The sequence below is a fragment of the Chitinibacter sp. SCUT-21 genome (genome assembly GCA_041874755.1).
Classification (GTDB): domain Bacteria; phylum Pseudomonadota; class Gammaproteobacteria; order Burkholderiales; family Chitinibacteraceae; genus Chitinibacter.
The window spans coordinates 221880-243799 of sequence record CP102611.1; the positions used below are offsets into that span (position 1 = coordinate 221880).

Annotated in this window: 24 protein-coding genes; 17 read left to right on the forward strand and 7 right to left on the reverse strand. The window is 49.7% G+C overall.

Annotation, left to right across the window (positions count from 1 at the left end):
• Position 1: 1 nt before the first annotated feature.
• From ribD to NT239_01005, 10 genes are all read left to right on the forward strand, one after another.
• On the forward strand, positions 2 to 1126 hold the full coding sequence (ribD, locus tag NT239_00960; protein ID XGA71441.1) for a bifunctional diaminohydroxyphosphoribosylaminopyrimidine deaminase/5-amino-6-(5-phosphoribosylamino)uracil reductase RibD: 1125 nt from the start codon (positions 2 to 4) through the stop codon (positions 1124 to 1126).
• A gap of 1 nt (position 1127) precedes the next feature.
• Positions 1128 to 1292 (forward strand): zinc ribbon domain-containing protein, encoded by a 165-nt coding sequence (locus tag NT239_00965; protein XGA71442.1) that lies wholly within the window; start codon positions 1128 to 1130, stop codon positions 1290 to 1292.
• Between the two features lies 1 nt (position 1293).
• Entirely contained in the window at positions 1294 to 1917 is a 624-nt protein-coding gene (locus NT239_00970) for a riboflavin synthase (GenBank protein ID XGA71443.1), read from the forward strand.
• Between the two features lie 3 nt (positions 1918 to 1920).
• On the forward strand, positions 1921 to 3015 hold the full coding sequence (ribBA, locus tag NT239_00975; protein XGA71444.1) for a bifunctional 3,4-dihydroxy-2-butanone-4-phosphate synthase/GTP cyclohydrolase II: 1095 nt from the start codon (positions 1921 to 1923) through the stop codon (positions 3013 to 3015).
• 26 nt (positions 3016 to 3041) lie between these two features.
• Positions 3042 to 3512: a 6,7-dimethyl-8-ribityllumazine synthase gene (gene ribH / locus NT239_00980; protein XGA71445.1), complete on the forward strand. Its 471-nt coding sequence runs from the start codon at positions 3042 to 3044 to the stop codon at positions 3510 to 3512.
• Positions 3513 to 3553: 41 nt separating this feature from the next.
• Positions 3554 to 4000, forward strand: a complete 447-nt coding sequence (gene nusB / locus NT239_00985) for a transcription antitermination factor NusB (GenBank protein XGA72838.1) — start codon at positions 3554 to 3556, stop codon at positions 3998 to 4000.
• A 12-nt stretch (positions 4001 to 4012) separates the two neighbouring features.
• Positions 4013 to 4987 (forward strand): thiamine-phosphate kinase, encoded by a 975-nt coding sequence (gene thiL, locus NT239_00990; GenBank protein ID XGA71446.1) that lies wholly within the window; start codon positions 4013 to 4015, stop codon positions 4985 to 4987.
• Complete coding sequence (locus NT239_00995) at positions 4987 to 5508, forward strand: phosphatidylglycerophosphatase A (protein ID XGA71447.1); 522 nt, start codon at positions 4987 to 4989, stop codon at positions 5506 to 5508. The genes thiL and NT239_00995 overlap by 1 nt, the downstream gene beginning before the upstream one ends.
• Positions 5509 to 5642: 134 nt before the next feature.
• Positions 5643 to 7547 (forward strand): ATP-binding cassette domain-containing protein, encoded by a 1905-nt coding sequence (locus NT239_01000; protein ID XGA71448.1) that lies wholly within the window; start codon positions 5643 to 5645, stop codon positions 7545 to 7547.
• 59 nt (positions 7548 to 7606) lie between these two features.
• Positions 7607 to 8101 carry a retroviral-like aspartic protease family protein gene (locus NT239_01005; protein XGA71449.1) on the forward strand — a complete coding sequence of 165 codons (495 nt, stop codon included), beginning with the start codon at positions 7607 to 7609 and terminating at the stop codon, positions 8099 to 8101.
• On the opposite strand, the gene NT239_01010 is transcribed toward NT239_01005, so the two are convergent.
• From NT239_01010 to NT239_01025, 4 genes are all read right to left on the reverse strand, one after another.
• A complete protein-coding gene (locus tag NT239_01010; protein XGA71450.1) occupies positions 8081 to 8236 on the reverse strand; it encodes a hypothetical protein in 156 nt (51 codons plus the stop codon). The genes NT239_01005 and NT239_01010 overlap by 21 nt on opposite strands.
• Positions 8237 to 8582: 346 nt before the next feature.
• Positions 8583 to 9644 (reverse strand): IS110 family transposase, encoded by a 1062-nt coding sequence (locus tag NT239_01015; protein XGA71451.1) that lies wholly within the window; start codon positions 9642 to 9644, stop codon positions 8583 to 8585.
• A gap of 116 nt (positions 9645 to 9760) precedes the next feature.
• On the reverse strand, positions 9761 to 12370 hold the full coding sequence (gene adhE, locus NT239_01020) for a bifunctional acetaldehyde-CoA/alcohol dehydrogenase (protein ID XGA71452.1): 2610 nt from the start codon (positions 12368 to 12370) through the stop codon (positions 9761 to 9763).
• A 354-nt stretch (positions 12371 to 12724) separates the two neighbouring features.
• Entirely contained in the window at positions 12725 to 12940 is a 216-nt protein-coding gene (locus NT239_01025; protein ID XGA71453.1) for a hypothetical protein, read from the reverse strand.
• A 211-nt stretch (positions 12941 to 13151) separates the two neighbouring features.
• On the opposite strand from NT239_01025, the gene NT239_01030 reads away from it, so the two are divergent.
• A complete protein-coding gene (locus tag NT239_01030; GenBank protein ID XGA71454.1) occupies positions 13152 to 14225 on the forward strand; it encodes a methyltransferase in 1074 nt (357 codons plus the stop codon).
• A 34-nt stretch (positions 14226 to 14259) separates the two neighbouring features.
• Positions 14260 to 14514 carry a hypothetical protein gene (locus NT239_01035; protein XGA71455.1) on the forward strand — a complete coding sequence of 85 codons (255 nt, stop codon included), beginning with the start codon at positions 14260 to 14262 and terminating at the stop codon, positions 14512 to 14514.
• A 56-nt stretch (positions 14515 to 14570) separates the two neighbouring features.
• Here the strand turns inward: NT239_01035 and NT239_01040 are convergent, their stop codons facing one another.
• A complete protein-coding gene (locus NT239_01040; protein ID XGA71456.1) occupies positions 14571 to 15509 on the reverse strand; it encodes a tRNA-dihydrouridine synthase in 939 nt (312 codons plus the stop codon).
• Positions 15510 to 15641: 132 nt separating this feature from the next.
• On the opposite strand from NT239_01040, the gene NT239_01045 reads away from it, so the two are divergent.
• The 5 genes from NT239_01045 (at position 15642) to dapD (ending at position 19853) form a co-directional block, all read left to right on the forward strand.
• Complete coding sequence (locus NT239_01045) at positions 15642 to 16229, forward strand: LexA family transcriptional regulator (protein XGA71457.1); 588 nt, start codon at positions 15642 to 15644, stop codon at positions 16227 to 16229.
• Positions 16230 to 16319: 90 nt separating this feature from the next.
• A complete protein-coding gene (gene queF / locus NT239_01050) occupies positions 16320 to 17159 on the forward strand; it encodes an NADPH-dependent 7-cyano-7-deazaguanine reductase QueF (protein ID XGA71458.1) in 840 nt (279 codons plus the stop codon).
• Between the two features lie 9 nt (positions 17160 to 17168).
• Positions 17169 to 17699: a peptide-methionine (S)-S-oxide reductase MsrA gene (gene msrA / locus NT239_01055; protein ID XGA71459.1), complete on the forward strand. Its 531-nt coding sequence runs from the start codon at positions 17169 to 17171 to the stop codon at positions 17697 to 17699.
• A gap of 106 nt (positions 17700 to 17805) precedes the next feature.
• Entirely contained in the window at positions 17806 to 19002 is a 1197-nt protein-coding gene (dapC, locus tag NT239_01060; protein XGA71460.1) for a succinyldiaminopimelate transaminase, read from the forward strand.
• A gap of 29 nt (positions 19003 to 19031) precedes the next feature.
• Positions 19032 to 19853, forward strand: coding sequence for a 2,3,4,5-tetrahydropyridine-2,6-dicarboxylate N-succinyltransferase (dapD, locus tag NT239_01065; GenBank protein XGA71461.1), 822 nt, complete (start codon positions 19032 to 19034; stop codon positions 19851 to 19853).
• 110 nt (positions 19854 to 19963) lie between these two features.
• Here the strand turns inward: dapD and rpoS are convergent, their stop codons facing one another.
• Positions 19964 to 20929: an RNA polymerase sigma factor RpoS gene (gene rpoS, locus NT239_01070; GenBank protein ID XGA71462.1), complete on the reverse strand. Its 966-nt coding sequence runs from the start codon at positions 20927 to 20929 to the stop codon at positions 19964 to 19966.
• Between the two features lie 4 nt (positions 20930 to 20933).
• Positions 20934 to 21899: a peptidoglycan DD-metalloendopeptidase family protein gene (locus NT239_01075; GenBank protein XGA71463.1), complete on the reverse strand. Its 966-nt coding sequence runs from the start codon at positions 21897 to 21899 to the stop codon at positions 20934 to 20936.
• Between the last annotated feature and the right edge of the window lie 21 nt (positions 21900 to 21920).

Here is a 21920-nt window from a genome sequence, read left to right on the forward strand (position 1 = left end):
CATGTTTACCGCATTTGATCACGAAATGATGGCCAAAGCCTTGCAGGTTGCCGCACAAGGAGCGCACCTGACGACACCGAACCCTTGCGTTGGCGCTGTTTTAGTCAATCAGGGCGAGATAATCGGTTATGGCCATAGCCAAGCCGCGGGCGGAGCGCATGCCGAAATTATGGCCTTAAAAATGGCCAAGGCCCGTGCGCCAGAAAAAATCATGGGCGCCACAGCCTACGTCACGCTAGAGCCATGCAGTCATTTTGGCCGCACACCACCTTGTGCCAATGCCCTAATCGGTGCCGGTGTTGATCGCGTCATTGCTGCGCTGCGTGACCCAAATCCACTGGTTGCCGGCAAAGGCTTGGCACGACTTGCTGCGCACAATATTGAAGTCGCGCATGGACTTATGGCCCATCAAGCGCGTGAGCATCATAAAGGCTTTTTGTCTCGCATGACGCGTAATCGGCCGTGGTTGCGCGTAAAATTGGCGGCCAGCCTCGATGGGCGAATTGCGCTCAATAATGGCCAATCACAATGGATCACGGGCGCAGCAGCGCGTTCTGACGTCCAAAAAATTCGTGCTCTGTCCTGTGCAATGTTAACCGGCGTTGGAACAGTGTTGGCAGATGATCCACAGCTGACGGTGCGAGATTTTACCGTAACACGTCAACCCCAGCGCATCGTGCTCGATAGTCAGTTGCGCACGCCATCAAGCGCCAGAATACTGCAAACCGAAGTCGCAAAGACCCAAATACTCAGTACCAAGACTTCAAATACGCTATCAACAGAGCGGCTAATTTTCAAACAAATCGCAAGTAATGCTGATCGTCTCGATTTGCACGCGGTGATGCAATATTTAGCTGAGCAAGGTTTTAACGTAGTCACTGTTGAAGCAGGTGGCACTTTGGTAGGGGCACTACTTGAGGCAGGCTTGGTAGACGAAGTTATCCTCTATCAAGCAATGAGCTTTATTGGTCAAGGGCAAGCTTTGGCCAACTTCAGCTTGAGCGACTTAAGCCAGCAGTATCGTCCAACCTTATTCGATCGCCGGATGGTCGGCGCGGATCAGCGCATTACTTTGCGCTTTACCGATCCTAATGTCGCCTTCGCGCCGAGCACGACAGGAGCTTGAAATGAGTACGGAACAAAAATTAGTCTGCCCAGATTGCGGCAAAGAAATTGAAGTGTTGGCGGCGTGTGGCGCCAAAAGCTATTTTTGCAATCATTGTAATGAACTGAAGTCGTCTTCACGCGTGCGCGAAGCCAACCCGACCTTATTTCCCGAGCAGAAGGATTGATATGTTCACTGGCATTATTCAAGCAGTCGGTCAGATTATTGACGTCAAAGCCTTTGATGGTGGCCTTCAACTCACCGTCGATGCCGCCGATTTAGATATGAGCAATGTAGTACTTGGGGATAGTATTGCTCATAATGGCGCATGCATGACTGTGATTGAGCTAATACCCCCTAAGCAATACAAGATTGACGTCTCCAACGAATCGTTGCGTTGTACCGTGGGCTTGGGCGAGCAGGGCGGCAAGGTGAACCTGGAAAAAGCATTACGCCTTGGCGATATGCTCGGCGGCCATATGGTGTCCGGCCACGTTGATGGCGTTGGTCAGGTGCTGAGCTTTGAGCCCGTAGGCGAAAATCGTGAACTCGTCATTTGCGCGCCAAAATCACTGGCTAAATATTTAGCCGCCAAAGGCTCGGTGGTGGTGAATGGCGTGTCGCTGACAACCAATACAGTGCAAGACAGCGCTGATGGCTGTGTGTTTTCAATTAATTTAATCCCACACACTTTAAGCGTAACTACGCTTGGGGCGCTGGTCGCCGGCGCTAGCGTTAATCTAGAGATAGACCTGATTGCGCGCTATGTTGAGCGCATGGTTTCATTCGAAACCACTCAAGGCGGAGCTTAATCAATGAGCCAAATTTCCCCAGTTCATGAAATCGTAGCTGAATTAAAAGCAGGGCGCATGGTCGTGCTGGTTGACGAAGAAGATCGCGAGAACGAAGGCGATTTAGTTCTTGCGGCCGATTTTGTCACGCCTGAAGCCATCAATTTCATGGCCAAATACGGCCGTGGACTGGTGTGCCTGACTTTAACGCCTGAGCGTTGCAAACTGCTTAATTTGAGCACGATGGTGTCGAGCAATGGCTCGTCGTTTGGCACCAATTTCACCGCTTCAATCGAAGCGGCCGAGGGCGTGAGCACGGGTATTTCCGCGCATGATCGTGCGCTGACGATTCGTAAAGCGGTTGCTTTTGATGCCAAAGCCAGCGATGTTGTATCACCGGGACACATTTTCCCTGTCATGGCCCAACCTGGCGGGGTGTTAGTTCGTGCGGGTCACACTGAAGCGGGTTGTGATTTGGCGATGATGGCGGGCTTAACGCCGGCGTCCGTAATCTGTGAAATCATGAACGATGACGGCACAATGGCGCGCCTGCCGGAATTGCTGGTGTTTGCTAAGGAACACAATCTAAAAATTGGCACTATCGCGGATTTGATCAACTATCGCAGCCGCACCGAAAGCTTGGTTGAGTGCGTAGGCCGTCGTCCGGTGCGAACTTTTGCTGGCCAATTTGAATTGGCCGTTTATCGCGACAAACTCACCTCGTCGACGCATCTGGCCTTGATTAAAGGCGAACCTACTGCAGATGATGAAACCTTGGTGCGTGTTCACGAGCCCTTGTCGGTAATCGACTGGCTAGATTTAGACGCGCGCAGCCATTCTTGGAGCATTGAATCGGCGCTATCGGCTATCGAAGAAGCGGGTAAGGGTGTGGTGGTCTTATTGCATCGCACTGAAGACGGAGAAGATCTGCTGGCGCGTGCGTTGCCTGATTTGAAACTGAATAAACCCCAAAAATGGGATATGCGTACCTATGGTATAGGAGCGCAGATGCTGAAAGACTTGGGCGTTGGACGTATGCGTCTGATGTCGCCAGAGCGCAAGATTCCGAGCATGATGGGTTTTGGTCTCGAGATAACTGGCTTTTTCCAGCCCGAATAAGTGTTTAAAAATTAAAGGATATACAAATGAGTTTAGAAGGTATTTCACTAATTAAACCCAATCTAGCTGGCCAAGGCATGCGTATTGGTGTGGTGATGAGCCGCTTTAATACGCCAATTTGCGAAGGTTTGCGTGATAACTGCTTGGATGAATTAGTTAAATTGGGTGTTGCGCCGCAGGATATTTTATTGAGCAGTGTTGCTGGTGCGCTAGAAATTCCCGTGGTTTTGCAAACTATGGCGGCCAGCGAGCGTTTTGACGCTTTAATCGCATTGGGCGCAATTATCCGTGGTGAAACCTACCACTTTGAATTGGTCGCCAATGAATCGGGCGCTGGGGTAACGCGCGTTACGCTGGACGCAGGCCTGCCGATTGCCAATTGTATTTTGACCACTGAAACTGATGAACAAGCAGAAGTACGTGTAGTAGAAAAAGCGCGCGAAGCCGCGCGTGTTGCGGTTGAAACCGCTAATTTAGTAAAGGCATTACAAGCATGACCGCAGAAAAATCAGAAGCCCCTGCAGTAAAAAAAGCACCGATGAAATCCGCTCGCCGCCGTGCGCGCGAATTTGCGGTGCAAGGTGTGTATCAGTATTTGATGAGCAACGACACCGTTAATAATATCGATTTGTATCTGCGTGGTAGCAGCACTTACTTCACGAAAGCCGATGCAAACCTGTATCGCGCGATTTTATTTGGCGTGATTAAAGACGCAGCCAAACTCACGCAAGCGATTGAGCCGCATGTGGACCGCCCGCTAGAAGAAGTCAGCACCGTTGAATTGGCGGTACTCTACACTGGCGCGTTTGAAATTATGTCGATGCCAGAAACGCCATACCCAGTAATTATCAATGAAGCGATTGAGCTCACCAAAACCTACGGAGGCTCTGATGGTCATCGCTTCGTGAATGGTGTACTCGATAAATTGGCTGAACTCGTGCGTAGCACAGAATTTGCTGCCATTCGCGCCAAACGTCAGGGCTAATCTGTTGCGCGTATGAACGAGTTTGATTTAATTGCCAAATATTTTACCCGCCCAAATCGTGCGCTTAAGAATGCGGATTTGGGAGTCGGTGACGATGCTGCGCTAATGACGGTCAGTGCAGGGCATCAATTAGCCGTCTCGGCCGATATGTTGGTGGCTGGTCGACATTTTTTTGCCGATGCCGACCCAGAACGCTTGGGGCATAAATGCTTGGCAGTAAATCTGTCGGATTTAGCGGCGATGGGCGCCAAGCCGACTTGGTTTACGCTCTCACTCGCTTTGCCGAGTATTGATGAAGCATGGCTGGCCGCGTTTAGCCGCGGCCTATTCGCCCTAGCTGATCAGCATGAAATCGAACTCGTTGGCGGCGACACGACTCGCGGACCACTAACCATTGCGATTCAAATCGCCGGCGAAGTGCCAACGGGTCAAGCCATGCTACGCAGCCATGCGCAAATTGATGACGATATTTGGGTCTCTGGCCCGCTGGGTGGTGCGGCGGCAGCGGTAATGCATCGCACCGGACGCGCGCAATTGCCAGCAGAAATCGCGCAGCAATGTGATTTACGTTTAGATTTACCGCAACCCCGCCTTGTATTTGGCCAAGCGATAGCTCCGTTCGCCAACGCCGCACTCGATATTTCAGATGGCCTGGCCGGTGATTTGCGCCATATTTGCCAGCGCTCACAATGTGCGGTACAAATATGGATAGCTTCAGTGCCCAGTGCTGCGCAACTCTTGCATCTGCCGCACGAGTTACAGTTGGAAGCTAAGTTGGCAGGCGGGGACGACTACGAGTTGTGCTTCACTGCGCCGCAGTCCGCTAGAACCAATATCGAAGCGCTAGCTCAGGAACATGGTTTAGCCGCCCAACGCATCGGGGTTATCATTCCACATGGCGATTCACAGCCTTTGGTGCAATTTCTCGACACTACAGGTCAATCCATGCAGTTTGGCTTTGGCGGCTTTGACCACTTTAAAAATTGATGATTACAGACTCTTTGCCCAGCAGCAATAAAAAGCAAGCCCCCAAAATCCAACCCAGTTGGACCTTCTTAAAGGCTCATCCAGCCCACTTTGTAGCCTTTGGCTTTGGTAGCGGCTTGGCAAAAAAAGCCCCCGGCACTTGGGGTACGCTGGTTGCGCTGCCAATGATGGCTGCGCTGCAGCTTTTTTTGCCCAATCCAATCATCTTTGCGTTTTGCGTTCCCTTATTTGCCATCGGCATTTGGTCGTGTGAAATCACCGGTCGTGCGCTGGGCGTCAGTGATTATGGTGGCATTGTGATCGATGAAGTGGTGGCCATGCTGATGGTGCTGTGCTTTGCGCCCAAAACAGTCGCCGCATGGGTTTTGGCTTTTGCCTTATTTCGCTTTTTCGACATTATCAAGCCTTGGCCGATTAGCTGGTTTGATCGTCGCGTTAAAGGAGGACTTGGCGTGATGATTGATGATCTGATCGCGGCGGTGTTCGCCATTATCGGCATTGTGCTATATACGGCATTTTAGTATTCATAGGTATGGCTCTGCGGGCAATATTTTTAAATGACTATAGAGCAATACCTAACTTAGTAGCCCCTCCTTAACTTGATTTTCTGGCGGCAAGTCGGCTAGAGCAACGCAAGCTCTGGTAAAATGCCGCCATGATCAGACTAAAATCCCTCACCCTACGTCGCGGCGTTAAAGTTCTCTTAGACCGCGTTGATTTAACCCTCAATCCAGGCTCTAAAACAGGTGTCGTCGGTGCCAATGGCGCTGGCAAATCAAGTTTTTTTGCGCTGTTGCGCGATGAAATACACGCCGACGAAGGTAATCTGGAAATGCCTCCACGAGCCGCTATTGCGCACGTCGCGCAAGAGACGCCCGCTTTATCATGCACGGCACTTGATTACGTGTTGGACGGTGATGCCGAACTGCGTCGCATCGAGTCTGATTTAGCGGCGGTGGCCGGCGATGGCCTTCAGCACGGCGAATTACTAGCGCAGCTTGAAGCCATTGACGGCTATTCAGCGCCAGCACGCGCAGGCAAATTATTGGCTGGTCTGGGATTTAGTACTGAAGAAATTTCGCGTCCAGTATCGAGTTTTTCCGGTGGATGGCGCATGCGCTTAAATTTGGCGCAAGCACTGATGTGTCGCTCTGATGTTTTGTTGCTGGACGAGCCAACCAATCACTTGGATTTAGAAACGGTGGTGTGGTTGGAGAATTGGCTTAAATCGTATCGCGGCATGCTGCTGATTATTTCCCATGACCGCGACTTTCTCGATTCAACCGTGGGGCAGATTTTGCACGTTGAGAATGCGCAGTTAGCACTGTACACCGGTAATTACGCAGATTTTGAAAACCAACGAGCTGAAAAACTGGCGCTGCAAGCCCAATCGTATGACAAGCAGCAACGCCAAATTGCGCATTTGGAGAGCTTTATTACCCGCTTTAAGGCCAAGGCCAGCAAGGCCAAGCAGGCGCAAAGCAGAGTTAAAGCATTAGAAAAGATGGAGCGCATCGCCGCTGCGCACGTTGATTCGCCTTTTACTTTTGCGTTTCGCGAACCAGATTCATCGCCAAGCCCATTGGTGCGACTCGAGCAAGCTGAAGCAGGTTACAACGCTGATAAACCGATTTTGCGCGGACTGGAGTTAAGCCTAGAGAACAAAGCGCGGCTTGGTTTATTGGGTGTCAATGGTGCAGGTAAATCTACCTTTATTCGCTCTTTGGCGGGTGAGCAGCCCTTGCTAAAGGGGATGCGCACCGAAGGGAAAGGGCTCAAAGTAGGGTACTTTGCCCAGCACCAACTTGAATATCTGCGCTTGGAAGAGTCCGCGCTGTGGCATATGCAAAAGCTCGACCCACAAACGCGTGAGCAAGAGCATCGCAACTTTCTGGGCGGCTTTAATTTTCACGGTGATATGGCCACTTGCCCTGTTGCGCCGTTCTCAGGCGGGGAAAAAGCGCGGCTCGCGCTGGCTTTGCTCATCTGGCAAAAACCTAATCTGTTGCTACTTGATGAGCCGACCAACCACTTAGATATCGAAATGCGCGAGGCCTTAACCTTTGCGCTGCAAGACTTTGAAGGTGCTTTGATTGTGGTGTCACACGATCGGCATTTACTGCGCGCAACAGTCGATGATTTTTGGTTAATCGAAGATGGCAAGGTGCGGCCGTTCGACGGCGATCTGGACGATTACACGCGCTACAGTCAAGACAAACGCTCGCAACAAGATCAAGCCGTTCGTTCTGCTTCGCCAAGTGCATCAAGCGACGCAGGCAATCGCAAAGAACAAAAACGTCTTGAAGCCCAAGAGCGCCAGCGGGTTGCTGAATTGCGCAAACCGCTAGAAAAGCAACGCGATAAAAACGAAAAAGAAATGGCTAAATTGGCGCAAGAGCAAGCGCAAATAGACCAAATCTTGGGTGACGAGGGCGTTTATAGCAACGAGAGGAAAGCCGAGTTACAGCAAGCTCTGCAACGAGATGCGCAAATCAAAGCCCGCGTTGAAGAGCTAGAGTTTGAGTGGCTTGAACTAACCGAGCAGATTGAAGCGATATAGGTATTTGCGCCTAAGCCAATATATTAGCTGCGTAGCTTAAAATACCATAGAGGTGTAATTTGAAATCTACTGCATCGATTGTACTGATTTGGCTTTTGGTGGCTGGCGCAATTTACTGGGCTTTTGATGCGCTGATTCTACGTCAACACAACCCTAATGTAGCCAGCATGAGCCAAACTCACGGTGAAATACTCAAGCTCAAGCGCTCAAAAGACGGACACTTTCGCTTGAGTGCGATGCTTAATCAGCAAGCCGTAGTTTTGATGATCGACACTGGCGCCAGTTCGCTCACCATTGATGAATCGCTGGCGCAACAATTGAGTTTGGAGCGGGGAGAAGCCTTCGTCACTCAGACCGCCAATGGACCAAGCCCAGCCTATTGGTCGAACATTGAGCAATTACAGTTCGGGCCATTTGAACTTGAAAATATTAAAGTGGCCGTTGTGCCGCGTTTGGGGGATGAGGCGCTACTGGGGATGAATGTATTGAAGTTTTTTGCGGTACAAATTAGTGGGAACGAAATGACGCTGCAATCAAGCAGCAATAGGCATTAAATTTGAGTTGGCAGATTTGCTAAGCTCAGCCTGCAAAACCAGATCGACTCGCTTCACGACTTCATTGGCCGATTGCAGATATTGTGCAATAGCAGCACTAAGTTCATCGTAATTTGGGTTGGAGTTGATTGGCATAAAACGACACCTGAAATAACATTCTCTATATTTATGCTATCGGCAAGTCGATCAAAAACTTGAGCGTTTCTGCATGGTTTTGTGACTATTAACACAAGCCAAACTCAATAAAATCTATGGTCAGCCAGAACTTTGCAAGCACAATTTACTGATGAATAATGACTTTGAAGCCTTGCTCTAATCTATTCGGATTCTGTTGGACTCAATAGCCCGATCCTTGATGTGAGCCGCTCCTGACGATCCTTAAAAAGCCCACAGTCTCATGGACTGTTTTTATTGCCAGGTTAGTCGTCAGGCCGTGGGGCCGCTTGTCTTCATCAGTGTCTGTCTTGCGCAAAGGCAGGCTTCACTCACCGCCGGTTCTGCCGGCGGTTTGTTTTTCATGCAAGGTCCGCGGGTGCGGGTGATACTCGTCCCCTGTGGCGAGGATCGCCCACACCACGCGGGCCAATTTGTTGGCGACCGCACACGCCACTACATTGCCGTGTCGCCGCACCATCAATTCTCGCGTCCATTCGGCGATCGCACTGTTCCAGCGTGTCGCGTTGAGCATGATCACGTGCGCGCACTGCACTAACAATCGTCGCAACGACTTGTCACCTCGTCTGCTGATGCCCAATAGTTTGGCTTTGCCGCCCGTCGAATGCTGCCGCGGCACGAGGCCAAGTGAGGCAGCAAAATCCCGTGCTTTGCCATATCCTTTGGCGTTGCCCGCATCGGCGGCGAGTTGGCTGGCGGTGATCGGACCGATGCCGGGTATCGTCATTAAACGTGTGGCGACATCATTGCTGCGTGCCTCAGTGGCAATCTGCTGGTCGAGCACCTGAATCAGGCGTTCCAGCAACAGCACGTGCTCGAACTGCTGCAACAAGATCTGCCGCACCATCACCGGCAAATCATCGGATGGTGTGGCGAGCAAGGTGGGCACTTGCCGGATACCACGCATGCCTAGCGGCAATGTGATGCCAAATTCCAGTAGCAAAGCATGGATCTGATTGGTGGTTTGAATCCGCTCGGCCATGCGGGCTTCGCGCATTCGATGCAAGCTCGAAACAGCTTGTTGTTGCATTGATTTGATCGCGACATAGCGCATTGAAGGACGACAAGCGGCTTCGCAGATGGCGTGTGCGTCGATGAAGTCGTTCTTGTTGCCTGTGACGAAGGGGCGAATGTACTGAGGGGCAATCAGCTGGGCGTGATGTCCGAATTCGATGAGTTTGCGCGCCAGCCAGTGCGCACCGGCGCACGCTTCCATCACAATACGGCAAGGTGGATGCGTCGCAAGAAACTCGATCAAGCCTGTGCGGGTGAATTGGCGCTTGTAGAGAACGTGCCCTGCCACATCCTGTGCGACAGCGTGAAAAGTGTGTTTGCCAATATCAAGCCCAATCAAAGTTGCAGTTGCCATGATGATCTCCTCGCCAGAAAAGAAAACAGCCCCTACAGCTTACGCCTGCAGGGGCTGGTTCTGGCTGACCATCACATTAAGCCCCTTGCGGGGCTTTTTATTGGTCGATCAATTAATTATTGACCATATGTTTCTTTGTATTCACGACCGTAGAAGCTATCGAGCAATACCTGTTTCAACTCAGTGATCAATGGGAAGCGTGGGTTAGCACCGGTACATTGGTCATCAAACGCTTCTTCCGCAATGCGATCAACTTTAGCCAAGAAGTCAGCCTCGTTCACGCCAGCATCTTTAATTGAAGCTGGAATATTCAACGTCGCTTTCAGCTCATCAACCCAAGCAATCAACGCTGCAACTTTCTGGTCGTCATTTTTGCCTTGCAGGCCCAAATGTTCGGCGATGTCAGCATAACGGCATTTAGCTTGTGGGCGATCGTATTGGCTAAACGCTGTTTGTTTAGTCGGGATATCAACCGCGTTGTAGCGAATCACGTTGCTGATCAGCAAGGCATTGGCCAAGCCGTGCGCCAAGTGGAACTCGGCACCGATTTTGTGCGCCATTGAGTGACACACACCCAAGAAGGCATTGGCAAACGCCACGCCAGCGATCGTTGCTGCATTGTGCACACCTTCACGTGCAGCAGGGTCTTTCGCGCCATTGATGTAAGCAGAAGGCAAGTGCTCTTTCAGTAATTTCAAGGCTTGCAGCGCTTGTGGATCGCTAAATTCATTCGCCAATACCGACACATAAGCTTCTAGTGCGTGTGTTACCGCATCGATACCACCAAAGGCAGTTAGCGATTTTGGCATATTCATCACCAGATTCGGATCGACAATCGCCATATTTGGCGTCAATTCGTAATCGGCGATTGGGTATTTCATGCCTGTTTTTTCGTCGGTCACTACCGCAAATGGCGTTACTTCTGACCCGGTACCTGAAGTGGTTGGAATTGCGACCAATTCAGCTTTTACGCCCATTTTCGGGAATTTATAAATCCGTTTACGGATATCCATAAAGCGCAATGCCAAGTCTTCAAACGCTACATCTGGGTGCTCGTACATCACCCACATGATTTTCGCCGCATCCATTGGCGAACCACCGCCCAGAGCAATGATCACGTCTGGTTTGAAGCTATTGAGCATCGCCACGCCTTTACGCACCACGGCCAGCGTTGGATCGGCTTCAACTTCGTGGAAAACTTCAACTTCCAAGCCGTTTTGTTTTAGGATTCGGATGGTTTCGTCGACGTAACCATTGTTGAACAAGTAACGGTCGGTCACGATCGCAGCGCGTTTTTTGTTTGACAGCTCTTCAAGAGCAACTGACAAACTGCCACGGCGGAAGTAAATACTTTTTGGAAGTTTATGCCACAACATATTTTCAGCCCGTTTAGCGACAGTTTTCTTGTTGATCAAGTGTTTTGGACCCACGTTCTCAGAAATTGAGTTGCCGCCCCATGAACCACAACCCAAAGTCAGAGAAGGTGCCAGTTTGAAGTTGTACAAGTCACCGATACCGCCTTGTGAAGACGGAGTATTGATCAAAATACGTGCCGTTTTCATTTTGTCGCCAAAGTAAGCAATGCGCTCGCCTTGCAAATCTTGGTCGGTATACAGTGATGAAGTGTGGCCAATGCCGCCCAATGCCACCAGCGCTTCGGCTTTGTGAACCGCATCAAAGAAGTCTTTGGCGCGATACATCGCCAGAGTAGGGGAGAGCTTCTCGTGCGCAAATGCTTCTTCTTCGCCCACCGAGCTCACTTCACCGATCAACACTTTGGTGTAAGGCGGCACTTTAATGCCTGCCATATCTGCGATTTTCAGTGCAGACTGACCAACGATATTGGCGTTCAAATTACCGTCTTTCAAAATTACTTTACGTACGGCTTCGGTTTCTTTCTTGTTCAGAATGTAGCCGCCGTTTGCGTTAAAGCGCTCTTTCACTTGATCGTAAATGCTATCAACGATAATCACGGATTGCTCAGAAGCACACACCACGCCGTTATCGAATGTTTTTGACATCAGAATCGATGCAACCGCGCGTTTGATATCGGCAGTTTCATCGATAACAACTGGGGTATTGCCCGCACCGACACCAATAGCTGGCTTGCCGGAGCTATACGCTGCCTTAACCATGCCAGGGCCGCCAGTTGCCAAGATCAGATTCAGGTCTGGGTGTTTCATGAGGTGGTTAGACAATTCAACAGTAGGCTCGTCGATCCAGCCAATAATATCGCGTGGCGCGCCAGCAGAAACCGCGGCTTCCAGCACCAAACGTGCCGCTTCGCAAGTTGATTTACGTGCACGTGGGTGTGGGCTAAAAATAATGCCGTTACGAGTTTTCAGTGCGATCAGTGCTTTGAAGATCGCCGTTGAAGTTGGATTGGTCGTAGGAACAATGCCGCAAATAATGCCGATTGGCTCAGCGATGGTCATCGTGCCAAACGCATCATCCACCGACAAAATACCGCACGTTTTTTCATTCTTGTATGCGTTGTAAATGTATTCAGAAGCAAAATGATTTTTGATGACTTTGTCTTCAACAATACCCATGCCAGTTTCGGCAACGGCCATTTTAGACAATGGCAAGCGAGCATCAGCCGCAGCCAATGCTGCCACACGGAAAATCTCGTCAACTTGCTCTTGAGAAAAAGTAGAGAACAGTTGCTGTGCTTTTTTTACACGAGCAACCAGTGCGTCGAGTTCTTGTACATTAGTAACAGCCATTTTATTGCTCCTGACTTGCAATGTGAGTATCAGTGGTTGAGATGCTTGCCTGACGTTGATTTTTTTCAAACTGAATTTAATCGTCATCACGATGATAACTAAATCCAGAGAGAGTGTGACTACAGGCTGCAATCTTTTTCGATGTATGCATATTAAATGTACCTTAGCCGACTTTGTTTGATATTTCTCATGTTTTGGAACCTTCTTATACATAACATCGCATAATGTATATTATGTAAAGCTAAATACATAACCAGATGCACATTTACGAGCAATCACTCTACTTGATTAAGCCCAGCCCCCACCGCCTTATGTTCGACTCAATTCTCTCCGCAGCAAAATCGCCTTGAGTATTTATTTATTATGTAACTTACTTAGGCGTGCACATAAATCTTGTATGTGTTCAGGGGTTTCAAATAAATCGTGCAGATGTCGCTGCTCCAACTCAAGCAGGCGTGATTGCAGCGCTGAGATCAAAACATGAACGTCGGTACGATCTAGTTCCATGGCTTCAATGCCATAGAGTTTTTTTCTTCGACGATATGCCGCCTGCTTTTGTGCAGGGGTCATTGCTTTGCCCGTCTTTGGCCTGCCCCGTTTTTTTGGGAATGGCAGCAGATCTAGCGTGTGATTGTCTTCGAGTTGACGGGCCATGACGTGTGTGAAATTTGAAGCGGGCGGCATTTTAACAAAATTTGCGTAACAGTGTCTAAATACCCACGGCACCGCCCAAGCCAAAACAAGGTAAAATCTGGCACCTTTGACCCAAACGAACCAATTGATGACCGCGATTGATTTTGCCGCCTTGCAACTGCAGCGCTACCCAAGTAAACACGCCAAAGAATTACGCGCATGGGATGCCGCTGATGAATATTTGAGTGAGTTTTTGCCTGAAAATGACTCGGTTATTCTGTTAAATGATGCATTTGGCGCTCTGCATTGCGCAGCCGAAGCAAAGAATTCAGCAGAGATTTGGCACATCAATGACTCATGGTGTGCACGCAAAGCAATTGGTCAAAACTTGCAGTCCATTCAGTATCAGGATTTTGCCGGCCAATCAGCTTCGCTCGGTCTAGTTAAAATTCCAAAATCCATTTCACTGCTGCAAGCTCAAATGCTATCGCTGGCCAGTCAGATCACTACACCCATAACGTTATATTGTTCTGGCATGCAAAAGCACGTTAGCAATGGTCATCTTGATGTATTCAAAGCGTGTTGCGACGGAGTTGAATATCTCCCCACGAGCAAAAAGGCGCGCATGTATCGTGCCCTGCTAGCGCCGCAAAATAATCCAACCAATCTGCAAACCGTACCCGTACCAGAGTTAGGCATAGAACTTAAGAATATTGCTGGCGTGTTTGCCGAGCAAAAGATTGATATTGGTTCACGCTTTTTTATTGAGCATTTTCATTTGCTCCCCAAAGCCAGTAAGGTCGCAGATGTGGGTTGTGGCAATGGCTTACTCTCCTTAGCCTATCATCGCCTTCATCCTGACGCACAATTGTTTTTATATGACGAATCAATGGCTGCCGTGCAATCGGCGCAACTGAGCTTTGCGCACAATTTCCCCCAAGCTACCGTAACTATCCAGCACAACGATGGCCTATTGGATGTCAAAGAGCAATTTGAGCTGATTTTAATTAACCCGCCGTTTCATCAGCAAAATACCGTCACCACCGATATTGCCCTTAGCATGTTTGAACAAGCCAGCCACTCTCTAGTCCCTGGCGGCGCAGTTTGGATTGTTGCAAATCGCCATTTGGATTATTGGCAAGCACTACGGCGACGTTTTGCACGTGTCGATACGGTGGCGCAAAACGATAAATTTGTGATTTTACGTGCTAGTTTGCTTTAATATATTCGTGACAAGTCTCTAAATAATCGCAAAAATGGAAGATCAAACACCTAAACGCCGTGGGCGCCCTGCCCTGGGCTCAACTGCAATGTCGGTCGCCGAGCGCAAACGGCGTTCTCGCGCCTTGCAAGTCACCCGCGCCACCAAGGACCACAACGCGCGATTGCCCAAAGCCCTGTCGGTCGAAATCGACGCCAGCTTGCATCAACGCTTTCGTGATTACTGCCAGCAGCATGAATTAACACAAGCGCAGGGCTTGGAGCAATTGATCGCCAAACTTTGTAGTTAGGGGTATTTGCCTGTAGCTCTTATTTGAATTGATCCAAAAACACATACCCATTGTTTTTATTGACCAAATACTAGAGCGGGAAAGCCTGCTTCGATGTCTTCTTTGGTATTTAAGGTGCGAATCTGTTGAAACAGCACATCGGCTTCCGGGTAGTGGCGGCGCAGGTAATTCAGCCATTGCTTTAGGCGTCCGGCCTGATATTTTGGATAGCAATGCAGTAAAACCTGCTGCCAGAATACGACGAACAGTGGCGTTAATTCATCCCATGTAAGTTTTTTGCCGGTTTTAGCCTCGAGCGCCAAGCCGGGATTCGAAACAATGCCCCGCCCCAGCATAATGTCGTCGCAGTTTGAAATCTCGCGACAGCGATTAAACTCCTCCACCGTCCAAATTTCGCCATTGGCGACTACATTAAATTTCACGTTTTCTTTGATCGTCGCAATCCACTCCCAGTACGCTGGTGGTTTATAGCCATCCGTTTTTGTTCGCGCATGCACTACCACTTCGGCTGCACCAGCCGCTTCAATCGCCTGTGCACAAGCAATCGCGGGTGAGGTGTCGGTGTAGCCTAGGCGCATTTTGGCGGTAACCGGAATATGCGCAGGAACAGCGTCGCGTACCGCTTTTACAATCTGGTAAATCAATTCTGGCTCTTGCAATAGCACCGCACCACCGCGGTGGCGGTTGACGGTCTTGGCAGGGCAACCAAAATTCAAATCAATGCCATTCGGATTAAACGTCGCTAAACGGGCGGCATTTTCGGCTAGACATACCGGATCGGAACCGAGTAATTGCACACGCACTGGCACACCGGTTGCCGTTTTGCTCTCGGTTAGGATTTCAGGCGCGATACGTTCGAATGTACGGCTCGGTAATAGCGTACTGGTGACGCGAATAAATTCGGTGACGCACAAATCAATACCGCCAGCGCGCGTAATGACATCGCGCAACACGCAATCGAGCAGACCTTCCATCGGGGCTAATAAAATTCTCACGCCGCACTACCAATTCTGAGCAAAACGGCATTTTATCAGAGCCGCAATTTTGCTGCGCAAAGCAAAGCAGCTATTGACAAGGGAACGATCGTTCAATACGCTAACAGAACGAATGTTCAGCAAGGTAAAATCATGGCCAACCCCAATCGCGATCATGAATATTTAGGCAAACTGCAAGATTATTACGCCGATTATCGCAGCCTCCCCTCCTATGCCGTGATTGGCGAACTACTGGGTATGGCGTCCAAATCGGCCGTCTCTGCCTTGGTGAAGCGCCTAACACTGGCCGGATTTGTCGAAATGACCCCCGACAAACGCCTCGCACCGACCAAACGATTTTTTGAGCGCGAACTCGCAGACTTTAACCTGCCAGCTGGCTTACCTGCAGCAGCCAATGACGCGATGAGCGAATCGATTTCGCTCGATGAATTTTTAATGCCTCGCCCCTCTACGTCGATCATTATTAAAGTCCGCGGTGACTCAATGATGGATGCGGGCGTGTTTGATGGCGATTTAGCCGTCGTTGAGAAACGGCACGCCGCCAATGTGGGTGACTTTGTCGTGGCGATCATTGATGGCGAATACACGCTGAAAGAGCTGGGTCGCGACAAGCAAGGCTACTACCTCATTCCGCACAATCCCGACTTTAATATTATTCGCCCGAGCGAAAGCTTAGAAATCTACGGCGTGGTCGTGGGCTTGATGCGTAAATATCGCTAATGAGGTGAGCGAACTGCGCGGCAAAGGCTGAGGGTACTGCCGCATTGCGGTAGAATAAAGTCACCATAAGATAAACCACGAGACACCACCGTGACTGATACTCTCAACGCCGCGCAAGCCTCTCCACTAGGTAAAACGGTCAGCTACATTACCGAGTACGATCCAAGCCTATTATTTCCGATTGCCCGCCAGGGCAAGCGCGATGAAATCGGCATTGGTGCACAATTGCCCTTTATGGGCTTAGATATTTGGAATGGTTATGAAGTCTCATGGCTTAATCTTCGTGGCAAGCCGCAGATTGCGCTAGTTACCTTCCAAATCCCTGCCGACAGCCCCAATATTGTCGAATCAAAATCCTTTAAGCTATATCTCAATAGCTTTAATCAAACCAAAGTTGAATCAATCGACAAATTGGCCGAGATTTTACGCGCTGATATTGGCGCTGCCGTGGGTGCTGTGGTGCAAGTTAAGATCAGTGAGCCCGAGCAATTTGGCGCACTGAAGTTTGGTGAACTCAAAGGCTATTGCATCGACAATTTAGATATCGAGGTTGATCAATACTCGCCGCAGCCCGACATTTTGTTCTGCGATGAATCGGATGGCACGACGACCGAAATGCTCACATCCAACCTGTTAAAATCCAATTGTTTAGTTACAGGGCAACCTGATTGGGCTAGCGTGCAGATTCAATACGTTGGCAAACCGATTAACCGCGAAAGCCTGCTGCGCTATTTGATTTCATTTCGCAACCACAATGAATTTCATGAGCAGTGCGTTGAGCGCATTTTTGTCGACATCATGCGCGCGTGCAGCCCAATGAAATTGGCGGTTTACGCGCGCTACACGCGGCGCGGCGGCTTGGATATCAACCCATTCCGTAGCAATTTCAACGCCGAATTCCCAAGCAATTTGCGCGGTGCGCGCCAATAAGGACTAAACATGACTGAAATTGCAACTTTGGCTGGCGGCTGCTTCTGGTGTTTAGAAGCTATTTACCAACAGATTCGCGGCGTAAAATTGGTTCGATCAGGTTACATGGGCGGGCATGTCTCGCAACCTCAATACCGACAAGTCTGCGAGGGCAATACTGGGCACGCGGAAGTGGTGCAGATTGAGTTCGACCCGACGATTGTTGCTTATGCTGATTTATTAACCGTCTTTTTCGCCATTCACAACCCCACCACACTCAATCGGCAAGGTAATGATGTTGGGCCGCAATATCGCTCGGCGATTTTTTATCATTCGGATGAACAAAAGTTAGCGGCCGAACTAGCCATCAATGTGGCGAAACAGGATTGGCCAATGCCAATCGTTACTCAGCTCGAATCAGCCGCCACTTTCTGGCCCGCCGAGGCCGAGCATGATAATTATTACAACCTGCATCCATCGCAGCCGTATTGCATGGCGGTGGTTGGGCCTAAAGTACGCAAGTTTATGGATCACTTTGGTGATTTACTGGCTCAGCCTTAAACACGTACCAAACGAGTCATTGAAATTAGCGGAGCCACGCCTTGCTTGGCTCCGCAGAGCCAAAAAATAGCGGTATAATTAGCGTTTTCCCCTAGCAGACCGTGACATGTCGCCACGCCTAGAGCTCTTACACCCCTACCCGTTTCAAAAGTTGCGCCAACTATTCAGTGATCTAAGCCCCAATCCCGCGCTGAATCACATCAATCTATCAATTGGCGAGCCCAAGCACCCGGCCCCGCAATTGGTTAAAGATGCTCTAATGGACAATTTGGCGGGCCTATCTAGTTACCCTGCCACTTTAGGCTCTGACGAATTGCGCCAAAGCATTAGCCAGTGGATTGCGCAGCGCTACAATATTGCCGCACCAAATCCTGCGACCGAAATCCTACCTGTGAACGGCAGTCGCGAAGCTTTGTTTGCGTTTGCGCAAGCTGTGATTGACCCAAGTGCGGATAATCCGGTCGTTCTCTCGCCAAATCCGTTTTACCAGATTTACGAAGGTGCAGCGTTACTAGCGGGCGCTGAGCCATGGTATGTGAACTGCCTAGCGGAAAATCGTTTTCAGCCCGACTGGGATAGCGTACCCACCGAAGTATGGGCGCGCACGCAGCTAGTGTTTGTGTGCTCACCGGGTAATCCAACCGGCGCGGTGGCGTCGTTAGCCGATTGGGAAAGATTGTTTGCACTATCTGATCAATACGGCTTTGTGATCGCATCGGACGAGTGCTACTCAGAAATTTATTTCGGCGAAGAGCGACCACTCGGTGGCTTAGAAGCTGCGATTAAGTTGGGTCGCGACTTTACGCGCTTGGTGATGTTCTCGTCACTGTCAAAACGCTCCAATGTGCCTGGCATGCGTTCGGGCTTTGTAGCGGGTGACGCAGCGATCATGGCTAAATTTTTGCTCTACCGCACTTACCACGGCTGCGCGATGAGTCCAATGGTGATGGCGGCCAGTGCCGCGGCATGGCAAGATGAGGCGCATGTTGTTGAAAATCGCGCGCAATACACGGCAAAATTTAACGCGGTAACTCAGAAATTGGCTAGCGTTCTAGATGTTGCCTTGCCTGATGCAGCGTTCTATTTGTGGGCCAAAATTCCGACACGATTTTCTTCTGATGAAGAATTTGCTCGCCAATTGTATGCGCAAGAGCACGTCACCGTATTGCCTGGCTCTTATTTGGCGCGTGAGGCGCACGGTGTTAATCCGGGGCAAGGTTACATCCGAGTCGCGCTGGTTGCGCCGCTGGAAGAGTGCGTAGCAGCCGCTGATCGTATTATTCGTTTCTGTAATTCCCATTAATGGGTTTATGTTTTTCTATTGGAGTGATTATGAGTAATTTGCAAAACATCATCGAAACCGCATTTGAAAACCGTGCCGATATCACGCCAAGCAATGTATCTGCGGAATTGCGCGACGCCATCAACGAAGTAATCAACGCACTGGATAAAGGCCAACTGCGCGTAGCAGAAAAAACCAGCGGCCAATGGATGACGAATCAGTGGGTTAAAAAGGCTGTTTTGCTGTCATTCCGCATCAACGATAACGTGGTAATGGACGGCGGCTGCACTAACTACTTCGATAAAGTGCCTAGCAAATTTGGCGACTACACCGAAGCAGATTTTCGCGCTGGCGGTTTCCGTGTGGTGCCTAACGCAATTGCGCGTAAAGGCTCGTTCATCGGCAAAAACGTCGTACTGATGCCTTCTTACGTGAATATCGGTGCTTTCGTTGACGAAGGCACGATGGTTGATACTTGGGCGACTGTAGGCTCATGCGCGCAAATCGGTAAAAACGTTCACCTCTCTGGTGGCGTGGGCATTGGTGGCGTGTTGGAGCCACTGCAAGCAGGCCCAACGATTATTGAAGACAACTGCTTTATCGGCGCACGCTCTGAAGTAGTTGAAGGCGTAATCGTTGAAGAAGGCTCGGTCATTTCAATGGGCGTTTACATCGGCCAATCTACCCGCATTTACGATCGCGAAACCGGCGAAGTAACCTACGGTCGCATTCCAGCAGGTTCTGTTGTGGTGTCAGGTAATCTGCCATCGGCTGACGGCAAGTACAGTCTGTACTGCGCAGTGATCGTGAAAAAAGTGGATGCGAAAACACGCTCTAAAGTCGGTATTAACGAACTGTTGCGCGGCATCTAATGGGTATGTGGCTGCAGCTTAATTCAGTTAAGCTCTTCAGCCATATACCAACAAAAAGCCAGTCATTATGACTGGCTTTTTGTTTGACTTTAATTATTGGGAGGCGGTGATTAAAGTACTACGTCACGAGTGACGCCATAACGGCGCAAGATTCGGCGTAATTGATCCAGCGCTTCGATTTGGATTTGGCGTACGCGTTCACGCGTTAAATTCAAATTTGCGGCCAGATCTTCCAAGGTACAGATCTCGTAACCATTGAGCCCGTAGCGACGCTCGATCACCATGCGTTGTTTTTCGTTGAGTTGCTTCATCCACTCACGCACATAACGCTCCACTTCAGCATTTTGCAGTGTCGAATCCGGCCCTTCATGTTGCTCGTCTGGAATTGATTCGCCAATCGTTAGCATTGGATCGATATCGAGCGGTGCATCGAGTGACGCCACTCGTTCATTCAGACCCATCACGCGGCGAACGTCTTCGACATCTTTGCCAACCAAGTGCGCAATGTCTTCTAGGCTTGGGTCATGGCCGAGTGAGGCCTCTAGGTGGCGCTGTGCACGCAGATAGACGTTTAGCTCTTTGATTACGTGTACCGGCAGGCGTATGGTGCGCGACTGATTCATGATGGCCCGCTCAATGCTTTGTCGTATCCACCAGGTAGCGTAGGTGGAAAAACGAAAACCACGCTCGGGGTCAAATTTTTCCAGTGCATGCATCAAACCAATATTGCCTTCCTCGATCAAGTCCAGCAAGGTCATGCCACGATTGATGTAGTGTTTTGCTATGTTCACAACCAGACGCAGGTTGTGCTCAATCATTTTTTGTCGAGCATTGAAATCGCCTTGCACCACAAGGCGAGAAAGTGCTCGCTCTTCATCGGGTGTCAATAACTTGCACTGGCCAATTTCATTTAGGTAGATCTGGGTTACATCGCCCGTGCTTTCGCTGGTGTATCGTTCAGAATCTTCTTTTGCATCAGCCTCTATGTCATCAGATTCTTCGTCAGTATCTGCATCCGCTTCCAAAACTTCAATTTCATCTACGATGAGGTCTTGCTCAATGATTGGTTCGCTCATGATTTTATTCTGTCGCGATGAATTTCTCCGGATCTACTGGCTTGCCGCCTTTGCGCACTTCGAAGTGTAACTTCACATGATCTGCATCGGTTTTGCCCATCTCGGCGATTTTTTCACCTTTTTTAACGACATCTCCCTCTTTGACTAGCAATTTATCATTATGTGCATAAGCGGTGAGGTATCCATTGCTGTGCTGCAATATAACCATCTTGCCGTATCCGCGCAAACCCGCGCCAGCATAGACTACCTTTCCTTGTGCTGACGCAACAATAGATTGCCCATGTTTCCCTGTAATATCAACGCCTTTACTCTCTTCGCTAAATTTACGTGTAATTTTTCCAGCGGTTGGCATGCCAAACTCTACAGCGCTGGTATTCTTTGTAGTTGGTGATGATGCCACTACAGCCCCCGCTTTATTAGGGTTTGGCGATGTTGTTGCTGTGGCGATTGGGGTAACTGGTTTGACTGAAGATGCTGTCGTATAGCTTGCATTGGCTTGTTGCTTAATTGCAACTTCACTAGCCACTTTCGCTGTCGAAACAGTTTTAAACCCTTCAGAATAGACTTGTTTGCTGGCCTTTGGCGATGTAATGGTTCTTATTTCATTGGTAGTTGAACTTGCTGTGGGGCCATTCTCATCTTTTAGTGGTGTTATCGTTACGCCATTTACACCGAGCGGAGCAGCGACGCGCAGTGACTGTCCAATCTTGATATTGCTGTCCACAAGTTGGTTCCATGCCATTAGGTTTTGCGGCGAAACCTTAAATTCAGTGGCTATGCGATAGAGCGTGTCACCTTTTTTAACAGTGTAGACATCAATAGGAGTGGCACTTGCTGCTGGCGGCGTCGCCGCTGGTTGAGGACTGGCTATTGCGTGACCATCGATGATTGGTGCGGGCGTGGTGCGACTACTTGAGCAGGCCGAGAGTAGAATAGCCAACATCAAAAGAGGGTAATGATAAGCACGCACGCCAAACTCCTATTGCAAACT